The following is a 13,280-nucleotide window of genomic DNA, read 5'->3' on the forward strand; positions in this document are numbered from 1 at the left end:
ACAGTCAAGTCAGAGCCTGAACCGCCCCACCAACCCCTGCAAATGCGTCCCCAGCCGCGCCAGTTCGACACTGGAGCTGGCCGTCTCCTCGCTCGCCGCCGACGTCTGGTCGGAAATATCCCGCACATTCATCACGCTCCGGTTGATCTCCTCGGCCGTCGCGCTCTGCTGCTCGGCCGCCGTGGCGATCTGCTGGTTCATCGCCTGGATCGACGACACCGTGCGGGTGATGGTATCCAGCGAAGTCCCCGCGCGGCGGGTCAGTTCGACGCTGCTGTCGGTGAGCTGGCGGCTGGCGTCCATGACGCTGGCCACGCGCTGGGTGCCGCTCTGCAGGCCGGCGATCAGCTCTTCGATCTCTTCGGTGGACTGCTGGGTGCGCTGGGCCAGGCTGCGCACCTCATCGGCCACCACGGCAAAGCCACGGCCGGCCTCGCCGGCCCGGGCCGCCTCGATGGCGGCATTGAGGGCCAGCAGGTTGGTCTGCTGGGCCACCGACTTAATCACATCGAGCACGCTGCCGATCTTGTCGCTCTCGGCCTTGAGCTGGTTCATCGCCTCGCTGGAGTTGACCACCTCGCTGGCCAGGCGCTCGATCTGCGCCACCGCCTCGCTGACCACGCGATCCCCCTCACGGGCCTGCTGGTCGGCCATCAGCGCCGCCTCGGAGGCCTGTTCGGCGTTGCGCGCCACTTCATGCACGGTGGCGGCCATTTCGTTCATGGCCGTGGCCACCTGGTCGGTCTCGACCTTCTGATTGTTGACCCCGGCACTGGTCTGCTCGGTGACTGCCGACAGCTCTTCGGCGGCGCTGGCAATCTGGGTGACGCCGTCGCCGATGCCGCCGATCAGCTCGCGCAGGCCTTGGGTCATGCGCTGCATGCTGGCCTGCAACTGGCCCAGCTCATCGCGACGGGTGCTGGGCAGGTCCTGGCGCAGGTCGCCATTGGCCACGCGCTCGGCGGCGGCGAGGATCTGGCGCAGCGGGAGGATGATCTGCCGGGTGATGGCCCAGGCCGCCAGCAGGCCCAGCAGCAGCGCCAGGCCGGTGGCGCCGGCGAGCATGGCCTTGGCCTGGCGGGCGCCGGCGTCACGCACCTTGGTTTGCGACTCGGTCATTGCCTGGCTGGTTTGCAACAGCACCGTGCCCTGGTCGGCCATGCGCTGCAGGATCTGCTCGCTGGGGGTTTGCTTGAGCTCGGTGAACGCCTGGCGATAGAGGCGGATGGCGTCGAGCTGCTGCTGCAGGCGCTGGTGGTCGGCGGGTTGCTCGATCTGGCCGAGCATGAGCGTGACTTGACGTTCGACGTTGTTCAGCGCCTGGTCCAGTTCGTTGATCGACCCCTGGTCGGGCTGGCGTTGGTAGTGCTGGCGGGCAATGCGCAGGTCTTGCGTGTAGCCGTAGATGACCGAAATGTTGCCCAGCTTGTCACCGCGATTGATGATGCTGTCCATGCCCAGCCAACCGGTCAATGTGATGGCCAGGGTCAGCAGAAGCACCAGGCCGAACCCCAGCCCCAGCTTGCGATTGACGCTCACATTACCCAACGATTGGGATAAGAATTGATACATTTTCGACTCCCCGGCAACTAGACAGCACGGAATATTTTTGTGTTGTCAGGCCATCGGCTTGCGCCGGGGAAACTTGATGGGGCAAAGCTGACCCGTCTGTCAGAAAATCCTTGAGAGTAAGGCAGTTACAGCCGTTTCGACACGCAGGATGCGCTCGCCCAACTGCACCGGCGACAGCCCGGCCTTGCCCAGTAGTTCGACTTCGTAGGGGATCCAGCCGCCTTCCGGGCCGATGGCCAGGGTCACCGGGCCTTCGACGGCGCGCGGGCAGGCCGGGTAGGGGCCAGGGTGGCCGACCAGGCCGAGGGTGCCGTCGGCGATGGCGGGCAGGCGGTCTTCGACGAACGGTTTGAAGCGCTTCTCGATGATCACCTCGGGCAGCACCGTGTCACGCGCCTGTTCCAGGCCCAGGATGAGGTTTTCGCGAATGCTTGCGGGGGTGAGGAAGGGCGTTTGCCAGAAGCTTTTCTCGACCTTGTAGCTGTTGACCAGGATCAGCCGCTGCACGCCAAGGGTGGCGACGGTCTGGAACAGCCGGCGCAGCATCTTCGGGCGCGGTACGGCCAGCACCAGGGTCAGCGGCAGCTTGGCCGGTGGCGGCTGGTCGACGGCCACTTCAAGTTCGGCCTCGTGCTGCGCCAGGCGCACCACCGTGGCGCTGCCCATCAGGCCATTGATACGGCCCACGCGCAGGGTGTCGCCGACCGCCACGCGGTGGATCTCCTGCATGTGGGTGAAGCGCCGGTCAGCGAGGACGACGCGGTCGGCCGAGACGAAGTCGGCCTCTTCGAGGAGCAACAGGTTCACGGTTGGGTCGCAGGCGGCTGGTCGTTGTGGTCGTCCGTGGCTTGCTCGGGCTCGTGGCTGCGCTTGCGGATCAGGCTGCCGCACAGCACGCCCACTTCGAACAGCAACCACATGGGCACGGCGAGCAAGGTCTGGGAGAAGATGTCCGGCGGGGTGAGGATCATGCCGACCACGAAGCAGCCGATGATCACGTAGGGGCGCATCTTCTTCAGGTATTGCACATCGACCACGCCGATCCACACCAGCAGTACCACTGCCACCGGGATTTCGAAGGCGACGCCGAAGGCGAAGAACAGGGTCATGACGAAGTCGAGGTAGCTGGCGATGTCGGTCATCATCGACACGCCTTCCGGGGTGGCCGCGGCGAAGAAGCTGAACATCAGCGGGAACACCAGGAAGTAGGCGAACGCCATGCCGGCATAGAACAGCAGGATGCTCGACACCAGCAGCGGGATGGCGATGCGCTTTTCATGGCGGTACAGCCCCGGTGCGATGAAGCCCCAGATCTGCTGCAGGATGAACGGGATGGCCAGGAACAGCGAAACGATCATGGTCAGCTTGAACGGCGTCAGGAACGGCGAGGCCACGTCGGTGGCGATCATCGTCGCATTGGCCGGCAGGTGCGCGCGCAAGGGCGCCGAGACCAGGGTGTAGATCTGCTGGGCGAACGAGAACAGCCCGGCGAAGATCAGGAAGATCGCCGCCACGCAGCGCAGCAGGCGGGTGCGCAGTTCGGTCAGGTGCGAAACCAGCGGCATCGGCTGGTCGTCTTGCGGATTTTCGCTCATGGGGCTCGCGGCGGTTGAGGCTGTTCGGGCTGCTCAGGCGCAGCCGGCGGCGCTGCAGGTGCTGGCGTGGGCGCGGCGGCGGGCGGCTGGGCAGGCGGGGCCAGCGGGTTGAGGATGCGCTTGGCTTCCTCTTCCATCTGCAGGATGTGCTCGTTGTGCAGCTGACGGCGGATGTCGTCGGCGCCGATTTCGCGCTCGACCTCCATCTTGATCGCGTTGAAGCTGCGTTTCAGCCGGCCGATCCACAGCCCCGCGGTACGCGCGGCGCCGGGCAGGCGCTCGGGGCCGAGCACCAGCAGGGCCACCAGGCCGACGAGCAGCAGTTCGCTGAAGCTGATGCCGAACATGGCTCAGTCTTTCCGCTGCGGCTCTTGGACCGGCTGGGCCTGGCCCTCGATGGTGTGGCCTTGCGCCTGCGGCGCGGCGGCTTGCTGCTGGGTGGCCTGCACCGGTGGAACCGGCTGGGCTGGCGGCGGGGTCTGTTCGGCCGGCTTGTTCTCTTCTTCGTTCATGGCCTTGCGAAAGCCCTTGATCGATTCGCCCAGGTCGCTGCCGAAGTTCTTCAGCTTCTTGGTGCCGAAGACCAGGACCACGACGACCAGCAGGACGATCCAGTGTTTCCAGTCAAAAATACCCATGGTGCTCTCCTAGAATGCTATTCGGTCAGGCCGACGGCTGCCGCGCGGCCTTTTCATCATGCCCGGAGAGGCCGAAACGGCGCTCCAGCTCATCGAGTACGGCTTGTGGATGCTGGCCCAGCGCGCTGAGCATGACCAGGCTATGAAACCACAGGTCGGCGGTTTCGTAGATGACATCGCTGTAATCCTGGCTGAGCGCGGCATCCTTGGCGGCGATGATGGTCTCCACCGACTCTTCGCCGAGCTTCTCGAGGATCTTGTTCAGGCCCTTGTGGTGCAGGCTGGCCACGTAGGAGCTGTCGGGCGCCGCGTGCTTGCGTTGTTCGAGCACTTCGGCCAGGCGGGTGAGGGTGTCGCTCATGTCAGTGTCCTGCGCTGTAGATGGCATCCGGGTCTTTCAACACCGGGTCGACGGTTTGCCACTGGCCGTCCTGGTAGACGCGGTAGAAGCAGCTTTCACGGCCGGTATGGCAGGCGATATGGCCCAGCTGCTCGACCATCAGGATGATCACGTCGGCATCGCAGTCCAGGCGCATTTCGTGCAACTTCTGCACATGCCCCGATTCCTCGCCCTTGCGCCACAGCTTGCCACGCGAACGCGACCAGTAGATGGCGCGTTGTTCGGCGGCGGTCAACGCCAGCGATTCGCGGTTCATCCAGGCCATCATCAGTACGCGTCCGGTCTTGTGGTCCTGGGCGATCGCCGGCACCAGGCCGTCGCTGTTCCACTTGATCTCGTCCAGCCAGTCTTTCATCGTCGACTCCAAAACCGGGCCCGCTCCTGTGCCGGGCCCTTTGCGCTAGTGTGCCAGCCAGCAGCGCGGCTGGCTATTGGCGCACGATCAGGTACAGGCCGCCGGCCAGCATCAGCCACGCCGGCCAAGCGGCGGGGGCGGCCAGGCTGGCCGCTTCGGCGGCCCCGGTGGCCAGCACCGCACCGCCGCCGAGCAGGCCAGCGCCGAGCAGGCGCAGCGCCCAGCGGTCGCCCTGGCTGCGGCGCCGCTCGGGCATCTGCGGGTCTTGCAGGTGCGGCTGCGACAGGCGTTCGAGCAGGTCGCGGGTCATGCCGGCCAGGTGCGGCAGCTGCTCGGCCTGGCTGTAGATGTTGCCAAGCACCGCCTTGGGGCTCATGCGTTCGCGCATCCAGCGTTCCAGGAAGGGCTTGGCGGTGCTCCACAGGTCGAGGTCGGGGTACAGCTGGCGGCCCAGGCCCTCGATGTTGAGCAAGGTCTTCTGCAGCAGCACCAGCTGTGGCTGCACTTCCATGTTGAAGCGCCGCGCGGTCTGGAACAGGCGCATCAGCACCTGGCCGAAGGAGATGTCCTTGAGCGGTTTTTCGAAGATCGGCTCGCACACGGTGCGGATCGCCGCTTCGAACTCGTTGACCTTGGTATGCGCCGGCACCCAGCCCGAGTCGATGTGCAACTGGGCCACGCGGCGGTAGTCACGCTTGAAGAAGGCGATCAGGTTGCGCGCCAGGTAGTCCTGGTCCTCGGCGGTGAGGCTGCCGACGATGCCGCAGTCGATGGCGATGTACTGCGGGCTCCACGGCTTGACCGTGCTGACGAAGATGTTGCCGGGGTGCATGTCGGCGTGGAAGAAGCTGTCGCGGAACACCTGGGTGAAGAACACCTCCACACCGCGCTCGGCGAGCATCTTCATGTCGGTGCGCTGGTCGGCCAGGGTCGCCATGTCGGTGACCGGCACGCCGTAGATGCGCTCCATCACCAGCACCTTGGGGCGGCAGTGGTCCCAGTACACCTGCGGCACGTACATCAGCTCCGAACCTTCGAAGTTGCGCCGCAGCTGGCTGGCGTTGGCCGCCTCGCGCAGCAGGTCGAGTTCGTCGTAGATGGTCTTTTCGTAGTCGCCGACGATTTCCACCGGGTGCAGCCGGCGGGCATCGGCCGAGGCCCGCTCGGCGGCCTTGGCGATCAGGAACAGCCAGGCCAGGTCCTGGGCAATCACGGGCTTGAGGCCCGGGCGCACCACCTTGACCACCACCTCTTCACCGCTTTTAAGGCGTGCAGCATGCACCTGGGCCACCGAGGCCGAGGCCAGCGGTTCGACGTCGAAGCGGCTGAACACCTCGCCGACCTTGGCGCCCAGTTGCGCCTCGATCAGCGCCACGGCCTTTTTCGGGTCGAACGGCGGTACCCGGTCCTGCAGCAGCATCAGCTCGTCGGCGATGTCGGTGGGCAGCAGGTCGCGGCGGGTCGACAGCAGCTGGCCGAACTTGATGAAGATCGGCCCCAGATCCTGCAGCGCCAGGCGCAGGCGCGCACCGCGGCTGAGCTCTGACGGCTTGCGTGGCAACCAGCGCCAGGGCATGAGCAGGCGCAGGCTCCTCAGCCACCAGGGCAGCGGCAGGTCGAACAGCAGGTCATCGAGACGGTAGCGAATCACCACGCGCTGGATGCGAAAGAGACGGCGGACGGCGAGCAGCTTCATGCGTTATCGCTGGTATCAAGGGATCGGGAGAGGCGCTGCAGGCGCGCCTCGAGGCGTTCGATATCGACCTTCAGCGCATCGAGCTCGCTGAAGGCGGCTTCGGCTTCACGCTTGCCCACCAGGGTGCGCGATTCTTCGGCCAGGTATTCGGAAAGGTTCTGCTGGAAGCGCGCCAGGCCCTGGCGGGTCCAGCGCGCGCGCAGGCGCACGTGGCCGGCGAGCAGGGCGGTTGCGACCGGGCCGAGCCAGCGCTGCAGCTCGTGCTCCCAGTCCAGCTCCAGGTCCTGCAGCACGCCGAACAGGTCGAGCAGCACGGCGCTGTCGCCATGCAGCTCGACCTGCGGGGTGTGCAGCACGCCGGTCTTGTCCTTGGCCAGGGCCAGTTGCAGCAGGCTGCCGGCCGGGGCGCGCAGGCTGCAATCGACCTCGCCTTCCCAGTGGGCAGCGAGCATCAGGCCCTCTTCATCGGGCAGGATGAAGACCTGCAGGGCCGGCTGGCGGCAATCGATCTCGATGACCTTGCCTTCCAGCGCGGCCAGGCGCGGCAAGGCCGTGCTGTCCATGCGCAAGACGCGGTTCAGGCCATGTTCGACGCTGGCGAGCAGCCCTGCCAGCAGCATCAGGGCTTGATTCCCCGGTGCACGGCGACGATGCCGCTGGTCATGTTGTGGTAGGTGACGCGGTCGAAGCCGGCATCGACCATCATGGCCTTGAGGGTTTCCTGGTCGGGGTGCATGCGGATCGACTCGGCGAGGTAACGGTAGCTTTCCGAGTCATTGGTGATCAGCTTGCCGGCCAGTGGCATGAAGGCGAACGAGTAGGCGTCGTAGGCCTTGGACATCAGCTTGCTGGTCGGCTTGGAGAACTCCAGCACCAGCAGGCGGCCGCCTGGCTTGAGCACGCGCAGCATCGAGCGGATGGCTTCGTCCTTGTGGGTGACGTTGCGCAGGCCGAAGGCGATGGTCACGCAGTCGAAGTGGTTGTCCGGGAACGGCAGCTTCTCGGCGTCGGCCTGGACGAACTCGATGTTGCCGGCCACGCCACGGTCGAGCAGGCGGTCACGGCCAACCTTGAGCATCGATTCGTTGATGTCGGCGAGCACCACCTGGCCAGTCGGGCCGACCAGGCGCGAGAACTTGGCGGCCAGGTCACCGGTACCGCCGGCGATGTCCAGTACCCGGTTGCCGGTGCGCACGCCCGACAGCTCGATGGTGAAGCGCTTCCACAGGCGGTGCATGCCGCCGGAAAGCACGTCGTTCATCAGGTCATACTTGGCGGCCACCGAGTGGAACACTTCGGCGACTTTCTTCGCCTTCTGGCTCTCGGGAACGTCCTGGTAGCCGAAATGCGTGGTGGGTTCGGCGTGTTCGCCTTTGCGCTGGTCGTTCATATCGCTTCACCGGAAAAAATTACCGCCATTCTAGGGCGAACGGGCGGATTTGTCTTGGCGGGGTGTGCCGTGGGGCAGGGGCGGGCATAATGGCGATTATGTCTTCATATCCAGGAACACCCGCATGACCCAGATCAGCGTCGAACGCAAACACTCCCTCGGCCGCGAGGCCGCCCGTGCCAAGGCCGAAGCGCTGGTGGACAAGCTGAGCCGCGAGTACGACCTCAAGGCGACCTGGAACGGTGACCGCGTCGACGTGGCACGCAGCGGCGCCAACGGCAGCGTGCACATCTTCGATGACAGCATTCGCGTCGAGCTGAAGCTGGGCATGATGCTGTCGATGATGGGCGCCAGCATCAAGAGCGAGATCGAGCGAGCGCTGGACAAGGCGCTGGCCTGACCCCGCGCGGTTTCAGGCAGGCGGGAACGGGATCACCCCCTCTATCTGCGCCAGGCGCAGGTCGCCCCGGTAGATGTCTATGCGCTCTGCCGGGGCGAGCGAGCGTTCCAGCCGTTCGTCCCGGCCCATGGCCCGGGGCTCCCAGAACTTCAAGTGGCCCTTGGCGAAGGCGCGCGGCGCGGCCTGGGCGCTGGTGTAGTGAAAGTGCGCCTCCCAGAGCATCTGCCTGGGCTGCTTGCGATGGATGCTGTAGACATCCAGGTAGTCATTGGCTTTGAGCCGCTTGCGCCTGGTGATGAGGCTGATCTCGACCTGGTCTTGCTGGTGAAGGTAGGCCAACGCCTTGCTGTTCGGGTGCCGGGTGTTGAGGTAGGCGTCGATGAGCAGGCGGCGCTTTTCGGCTTGCAGCTCCTCCACCGCTGCGTTCAGTTGCGTTTCCATTACCTTGCCATCGGCCGGGCCGGCGGCCAGTTGGCGGGCGATCTCCGCCATGTCCTGGATTTGCCAGTCCATGAGGTCTGCCAGGCTGTTGGGTTCGCGTGAGTAGCGGGCGATGAGCGCAAGCTTGTCGTTTTTCTGCGCCAGCAGGCTGGCGCCGACGCGTCGAAGGTAGGCGTTGCTGTGCGCGGTAGCGGTGCCGGGGATGGCCTCCCAGTGTTCGCCGTGCTGCTGGTACTGGACCTTCTGCTGGGTCAAGGGGTCGGTCTGCGAGGCCAGGTTGCCCTGCTCCTCGGTGTGTTCGGCCAGGATCGTTCTGCCCTGCGTGGTGCGGATCATCTTGGGTTTGCCTGGCCGCCCGCGGTAGGTCAACTGCCGAGGCTGTGCAGGCGCCCCGCTTTCGCTGGCGAGCAGGGCGCTGCTCAAGTCGCGCTCGGCCGCCGACTTCAATGCGGCCACCTCGCGGATGTACTGCTCCACGCGGGCAGTGTTCAGTGCCGGGTCGTTCATCGACAGCAGGTAGTTGGCCTTGCCCAGCGAGGCCTGGTACTCGCGCAGTGTATTGCCGAGGATTTCCGCCTGTTCTTCGGCGGGCAGGTTTGCCTCCGCCAGGCCATCATGGCTCAGCAATGCCGCCTCGAAGTTGCGATTGCGCAGCGCTGCCTGCATGCGCAGCATCTCGTCGAAGTTGTCGCTGGTCAGTTGCTCCCGGTTTATCACCAGCTGGGCCAGGTCGCTGATGACCTGGGCGCGGGTGATGATCGTCGAGTAATGGCGCTGGTCGATGATGTCTTCGAGCTTGGACTGCTTGTTCTTGAACTGCAGGGTGTTGTCGAGCAGGGCCTGCGCGATGTTCTGGTCCAGGCGTTCACTGACCGCCAGTACGCGCGCATGGGTGGTGTATGCCGCTTCCAGGTTGGCGCGAAAGGCAAGGTACAGCAGCCCTTGCTCTTCACCGAACGGCAGCACCACCAGTTGCTGCGACTGCTGCTTGAGGACCTCGTAGTCGGTCAGGTCGAGCAACAGGTGAAACAGGTGCAGGTCGGTTTCGATCAATTGCTCGGCCCACTGCCCGCGGCCATAGGCCGAACTGCCGCGGGGGTCGAGCCTGGCGAAGCGGGGCTCGCTCATCTGGGTGAACAGCTCGATTTGCGAGGCCATGAGGTTGGCCTGCTTTTCATAGGTCAGCGAGATGACCAGCAGGTTCGCGCGGGCCTCCTTGCGCATCGTCTGTACCGTGCGCAACTGTGCCTGCAGTGCTTCGGGCAGGTCTTCAGGGGCTACGCCCGGGTGTTGCAGCAAGGCCTGGCGAAATGCCCGCGCGGCATCGTCGTAGGGTTTGGTCAGTGCCAGATAGCGCTTGAGGAAAGCCTCGTTCTTCATGATCGTTTCATCGTTGCGCTTGCGCAGGTCTTGCAGGGCAATGATCGCGCTGCGGTTTTCATCGATGACGCCCTTGCGTGACCTGGGCATGCCGCCCGCCAGCCGCAGGTCGATCGCCCATTCGCCGTTCCAGCGCGCAAGCCACGGCCCGCGGCTGCGTTCGCGGCCGACGATGTAGTAGCCGTCCCAGGCGCCGCCGAATGCCTGCCAGTCGCCCTTGCTGGTGTCGGGGCCGATGATGCGCAGGCCAGTCCAGGACTCTTCGACTTCGTAGGCGGTTGCCTCGAGCTTCACGTAATAGCGCTGGCCGACCTGGTACAGCCCGCGCAAGCGCCCCTGCTGCAGCGCAGCCAGCCCTTGCAGGTCAACGTTGGCGCGCAGTTGCAGCAGCGCGTTGCGGGCCGCGGCTGGAAGGTTGCCGATGCGCTGCTCATCGCCCCAGGTGCTCACCTCGAAGGGGGCGGGCGCAGGCTGCTGTTCCGGCGCTTGCCAAGCGATGGTCTGCGGCTGCTCCTGCGTTGCCGCGCTGCCGGCCTGGCGGGGCGCCGGGCGCAGCCTGGGCTGCTCCGGCTGCGGCAGTGAGCTTGTGGGTGCGTGCACCAGCAGCATGGCGATATTGAAGACCAGGTCGGAGGCGGCCAGGGCCTTTTCCCCGGGGCTGCCCCCGGTCAACGTCGCCAGGTCGGTTTTCAGGCTGACCAGTGCGGCCACCAACCAGGCCAGCGTGGCTGCGGGGCCGCGCAGCAGCACGGTGACCGTGTTGAACGCCATCCAGCCCAACTGCACCACCATCGCCCAGCGCAGTTCGGCGTTGGAGGCGCTCTGGCGCGAAGCCAGCAGTATCATCGCCTCGGCATGGGCTTGCAGCAGCTGGCTGTGCAGGTCCTCGGCCCAGGCGCTGAAGGCCAGGCTGGCCGGGGCCCGCAATTGCGCCAGGCTCTGGAAGCTCAGGTCAGAGCCAGGCCCCAGCAACTCGGCCAGTTCGGCCAGGTGCGGGTGCAGGTTGGGCACGCTGAAACCGCCGTTGTCGTAGAGGGGGCGGTCCGCGTCATCCAGCCAGGCGAGGACGCTTTGCTGCAATTGGCCGGCGCGACGAATAGCGGCCATCAGGTCCGCCTGGCTGGCGTAGGCCACAAGCCTGCGGGTCGCGCTCAGGGGGCGATAGAGCAGCCAGGCGTGGGCCACCTCGATCACGAACATGCCGTGCACCCGGTTCGCCCGGCTGGCGCCCGGTACGCAGTGAAAGGCCAGCGGCGCTACCTTGACGGCACCCGCAGCAGTTTCCGCGCCCCGGCACCATGGCGCCAGTGCGTGCCAGGCAGGCTCGCTCACGTGCCCCTCGATCCTGGCCTGCAGGGCGTCCAGCAGCAGGCTGTTGCGCCAGGCGCTGGCGAAGCGCTGGATACGCCCGTCTCTATCGACCGGGTCTTGCAGCCTGGCGTGGACGTACAGGGGGTATTGGCCGCCCACGTCGACCGTTTGCACCAGCCGATTGAGGTAGTCGAGGTTCAGCCAGCTCTGGCTGGGCTGGGTGCAGGGCGTGGCGATTGCCGAGGCCACTTCATTCAGGTTCGCCCGCATGCGGGTGATGGCCAGCTCGGTGAGCGTGACGGTCTTGAGCGGCTCCAGGCGCGCCGGCCCGCTGGACGATGCCTCGATCACCTGGGAAACCGTGATCAACAGTTGGTCGGGCTCTGGCACTGGCAAGCCGGGCTGGTCCGCCTGCATCTGCTCGCGCAGGCGGCGGGTGGTGTAGCGCTGCAGGTCGTCGAAGCCGTCCGGCGCTGCCGTGCCTTTTGCCAGCGCCTGGCGCGCGGCCAGCGCAAGCATTGCCCGGTGGTAGTCGAAGCGGTCGCTGGCGCTGGCCTGGGCGAGCCAGGCCGGCAGGGCGATGGCCGGCGCCTGGCGGTCGATGCAGGCGTGCTCCGGGAATGCCGAGGATGGGTCGCAGCGCTGGCTGTAGAGGCGCTCCAGTTCGCTGACCTTGGCGATCGTGCAAAGCGGCACGCGCTCGATGCCCTGCAAGATGGCGTTGAGCAACTGGCTGGCCTGGTAGCGAAAGGCATCGCCCACCACCGGCGAGCAGGCCCACGACAGTGTGTCGAAGTCATGCTGGTCGGCCAGCGCGTCGCGCAGGGCCAGGGCAAACCCGGGCAGGTCGTCGAAGCACCGCACAGTGCCTGATGGCTGGCACCAGAGCACCAGGCGGGCGTCGTCGCGCTCGGCGATCAGCAGCAGGTCCGCCGATACCTGGCGATACTCCACGCCCTGATGCCGCAATGACAGCTGCAGCCCCTGCAAGGCGGGGGTGCTGCCGTCTTCGGCAAGCCACGCGTACAACAGCCTTTTCGCCTCCTCGGCCAGGCCCTGGCGTTCGAGCGCACTGAGCAGCGTTGCCTTGAGCATCTGCTCCAGCCAGCGCAGGCGCGACACCTGCGAGTCGCCCTGCTGGCCATTCCAGAAGCTGACCTGGGCCAGCTGAAAGCTCAGGGCAACGGTTGCCAGCATGTCGTCGAACGCCTGGTTCACATCGTCCATGCGCAGGTCGATGGTGGGGTTTTGTGCTTGCGCGCGGAACACCGCCGGGGGCTGCAGGCTGAGCTGGTCGGTGGCGGCCAAGGCCATGCTGCGGCCGCTCAGGAAATGCGCAAGCAGCGTGTCGAGCAGGTCACTCTGCTGCGCCGCATCCGGGCCTTGCGGCGCATGCAGGATGGCCATGCCCTCGAGCGAGTGCAGCGTCGGGTGATTGCTGCGGATCCACGGGTAGCGGTCTGCCAGGGCCTCGAAGGCGGCTCTGGCCATGACGCTGCGCAGGTCCGGGCGGTCGGCGAAGTGGGCGGCCACCTGTTGCTTGAAGGCGTGGCAGGGGAGTGAATGGGGCATGGTATCGGCGCTCCGTTGGCAAGGGAGGCGCATGTTCGGCGGCGGTGCTTGGGCGGCGGTGGTAGATAGGTCAGCGCGAGCTTAGGGTGAAGATTCTAATTTGCCTCACTACCTTATGCTCAAGCCCAACCTCCATGGGCGGTTCCTCCCCTCCACTCATGAGCATGAGGTACAGAGCATGGCCAAAGTGAATGTGAAGAAGACGGCTGACGCCCAGAGCACCTTGGGTGAAGTTCGCGGGTACGCACGCAAGATCTGGCTGGCAGGCATCGGCGCCTATGCGCGCGTCGGCCAGGAAGGTTCCGACTACTTCCAGGAACTGGTGAAAGCCGGTGAAGGCGTCGAGAAACGTGGCAAGAAGCGCATCGACAAAGAGCTCGATGCCGCCAACCATCAGCTCGACGAAGCGACCCATGAAGTCAGCCGTGTACGCGGCAAGGTCGAGGTTCAGCTCGACAAGATCGAAAAGGCTTTCGACGCACGGGTGGGCCGCGCCTTGAATCGCCTCGGCATTCCGTCTAAACATGACG

13 protein-coding genes are annotated in these 13,280 nt (G+C 65.8%); 2 read left to right on the plus strand and 11 right to left on the minus strand.

Going from position 1 to position 13,280, the window contains the following annotated elements; genetic code table 11:
- Window positions 1-9: 9 nt before the first annotated feature.
- The 10 genes from B3E94_RS04315 to ubiE all read right to left on the minus strand — a co-directional run bounded on the left by B3E94_RS04315 (window position 10) and on the right by ubiE (window position 7,646).
- Complete coding sequence (locus tag B3E94_RS04315; protein ID WP_286912458.1) at window positions 10-1,572, minus strand: methyl-accepting chemotaxis protein; 1,563 nt, start codon at window positions 1,570-1,572, stop codon at window positions 10-12.
- A gap of 99 nt (window positions 1,573-1,671) precedes the next feature.
- Complete coding sequence (locus B3E94_RS04320) at window positions 1,672-2,379, minus strand: 16S rRNA (uracil(1498)-N(3))-methyltransferase (protein ID WP_176515034.1); 708 nt, start codon at window positions 2,377-2,379, stop codon at window positions 1,672-1,674.
- Window positions 2,376-3,167, minus strand: coding sequence for a twin-arginine translocase subunit TatC (tatC, locus tag B3E94_RS04325; RefSeq protein WP_176515036.1), 792 nt, complete (start codon window positions 3,165-3,167; stop codon window positions 2,376-2,378). The genes B3E94_RS04320 and tatC overlap by 4 nt, the downstream gene beginning before the upstream one ends.
- Window positions 3,164-3,514 carry a Sec-independent protein translocase protein TatB gene (tatB, locus tag B3E94_RS04330; protein WP_176515038.1) on the minus strand — a complete coding sequence of 117 codons (351 nt, stop codon included), beginning with the start codon at window positions 3,512-3,514 and terminating at the stop codon, window positions 3,164-3,166. The genes tatC and tatB overlap by 4 nt, the downstream gene beginning before the upstream one ends.
- Window positions 3,515-3,517: 3 nt before the next feature.
- Entirely contained in the window at window positions 3,518-3,805 is a 288-nt protein-coding gene (locus B3E94_RS04335; RefSeq protein WP_236238015.1) for a twin-arginine translocase TatA/TatE family subunit, read from the minus strand.
- A gap of 25 nt (window positions 3,806-3,830) precedes the next feature.
- Window positions 3,831-4,166, minus strand: a complete 336-nt coding sequence (locus B3E94_RS04340; protein WP_236238016.1) for a phosphoribosyl-ATP diphosphatase — start codon at window positions 4,164-4,166, stop codon at window positions 3,831-3,833.
- Window position 4,167: 1 nt separating this feature from the next.
- Window positions 4,168-4,560 (minus strand): phosphoribosyl-AMP cyclohydrolase, encoded by a 393-nt coding sequence (gene hisI / locus B3E94_RS04345; RefSeq protein WP_176515044.1) that lies wholly within the window; start codon window positions 4,558-4,560, stop codon window positions 4,168-4,170.
- Window positions 4,561-4,633: 73 nt separating this feature from the next.
- Window positions 4,634-6,256 carry a ubiquinone biosynthesis regulatory protein kinase UbiB gene (ubiB, locus tag B3E94_RS04350; protein WP_176515046.1) on the minus strand — a complete coding sequence of 541 codons (1,623 nt, stop codon included), beginning with the start codon at window positions 6,254-6,256 and terminating at the stop codon, window positions 4,634-4,636.
- Window positions 6,253-6,876: a ubiquinone biosynthesis accessory factor UbiJ gene (locus B3E94_RS04355; RefSeq protein ID WP_176515048.1), complete on the minus strand. Its 624-nt coding sequence runs from the start codon at window positions 6,874-6,876 to the stop codon at window positions 6,253-6,255. Before B3E94_RS04355 ends, ubiB begins: the two co-directional genes overlap by 4 nt.
- Window positions 6,876-7,646 carry a bifunctional demethylmenaquinone methyltransferase/2-methoxy-6-polyprenyl-1,4-benzoquinol methylase UbiE gene (ubiE, locus tag B3E94_RS04360; RefSeq protein ID WP_236193527.1) on the minus strand — a complete coding sequence of 257 codons (771 nt, stop codon included), beginning with the start codon at window positions 7,644-7,646 and terminating at the stop codon, window positions 6,876-6,878. The genes B3E94_RS04355 and ubiE overlap by 1 nt, the downstream gene beginning before the upstream one ends.
- A gap of 124 nt (window positions 7,647-7,770) precedes the next feature.
- On the opposite strand from ubiE, the gene B3E94_RS04365 reads away from it, so the two are divergent.
- The gene (locus B3E94_RS04365) at window positions 7,771-8,046 is read left to right on the plus strand and encodes a polyhydroxyalkanoic acid system family protein (protein WP_176514057.1); all 276 of its coding nucleotides are present in this window, start codon (window positions 7,771-7,773) and stop codon (window positions 8,044-8,046) included.
- A 12-nt stretch (window positions 8,047-8,058) separates the two neighbouring features.
- Here the strand turns inward: B3E94_RS04365 and B3E94_RS04370 are convergent, their stop codons facing one another.
- Entirely contained in the window at window positions 8,059-12,750 is a 4,692-nt protein-coding gene (locus B3E94_RS04370) for a DUF6543 domain-containing protein (protein WP_286912461.1), read from the minus strand.
- Window positions 12,751-12,928: 178 nt separating this feature from the next.
- Here B3E94_RS04370 and B3E94_RS04375 point away from each other — a divergent pair.
- The coding region (locus B3E94_RS04375) for a phasin family protein (RefSeq protein ID WP_286912462.1) at window positions 12,929-13,280 on the plus strand (352 nt) is incomplete at its 3' end.

Source organism: Pseudomonas sp. UBA6315 (genome assembly GCF_002438125.1).
Classification (GTDB): Bacteria; Pseudomonadota; Gammaproteobacteria; order Pseudomonadales; family Pseudomonadaceae; genus Aquipseudomonas; species Aquipseudomonas faucium.

What these genes read in the sequence shown, in the direction of transcription:
- B3E94_RS04315 (WP_286912458.1), bottom strand. Translation starts at nt 1,572, where the DNA reads ATGTATCAATTCTTATCCCAATCGTTGGGTAATGTGAGCGTCAATCGC.
- tatC (WP_176515036.1), bottom strand. Translation starts at nt 3,167, where the DNA reads ATGAGCGAAAATCCGCAAGACGACCAGCCGATGCCGCTGGTTTCGCAC.
- tatB (WP_176515038.1), bottom strand. Translation starts at nt 3,514, where the DNA reads ATGTTCGGCATCAGCTTCAGCGAACTGCTGCTCGTCGGCCTGGTGGCC.
- B3E94_RS04335 (WP_236238015.1), bottom strand. Translation starts at nt 3,805, where the DNA reads ATGGGTATTTTTGACTGGAAACACTGGATCGTCCTGCTGGTCGTCGTG.
- B3E94_RS04340 (WP_236238016.1), bottom strand. Translation starts at nt 4,166, where the DNA reads ATGAGCGACACCCTCACCCGCCTGGCCGAAGTGCTCGAACAACGCAAG.
- hisI (WP_176515044.1), bottom strand. Translation starts at nt 4,560, where the DNA reads ATGAAAGACTGGCTGGACGAGATCAAGTGGAACAGCGACGGCCTGGTG.
- ubiB (WP_176515046.1), bottom strand. Translation starts at nt 6,256, where the DNA reads ATGAAGCTGCTCGCCGTCCGCCGTCTCTTTCGCATCCAGCGCGTGGTG.
- B3E94_RS04355 (WP_176515048.1), bottom strand. Translation starts at nt 6,876, where the DNA reads ATGCTGCTGGCAGGGCTGCTCGCCAGCGTCGAACATGGCCTGAACCGC.
- ubiE (WP_236193527.1), bottom strand. Translation starts at nt 7,646, where the DNA reads ATGAACGACCAGCGCAAAGGCGAACACGCCGAACCCACCACGCATTTC.
- B3E94_RS04365 (WP_176514057.1), top strand. Translation starts at nt 7,771, where the DNA reads ATGACCCAGATCAGCGTCGAACGCAAACACTCCCTCGGCCGCGAGGCC.
- B3E94_RS04370 (WP_286912461.1), bottom strand. Translation starts at nt 12,750, where the DNA reads ATGCCCCATTCACTCCCCTGCCACGCCTTCAAGCAACAGGTGGCCGCC.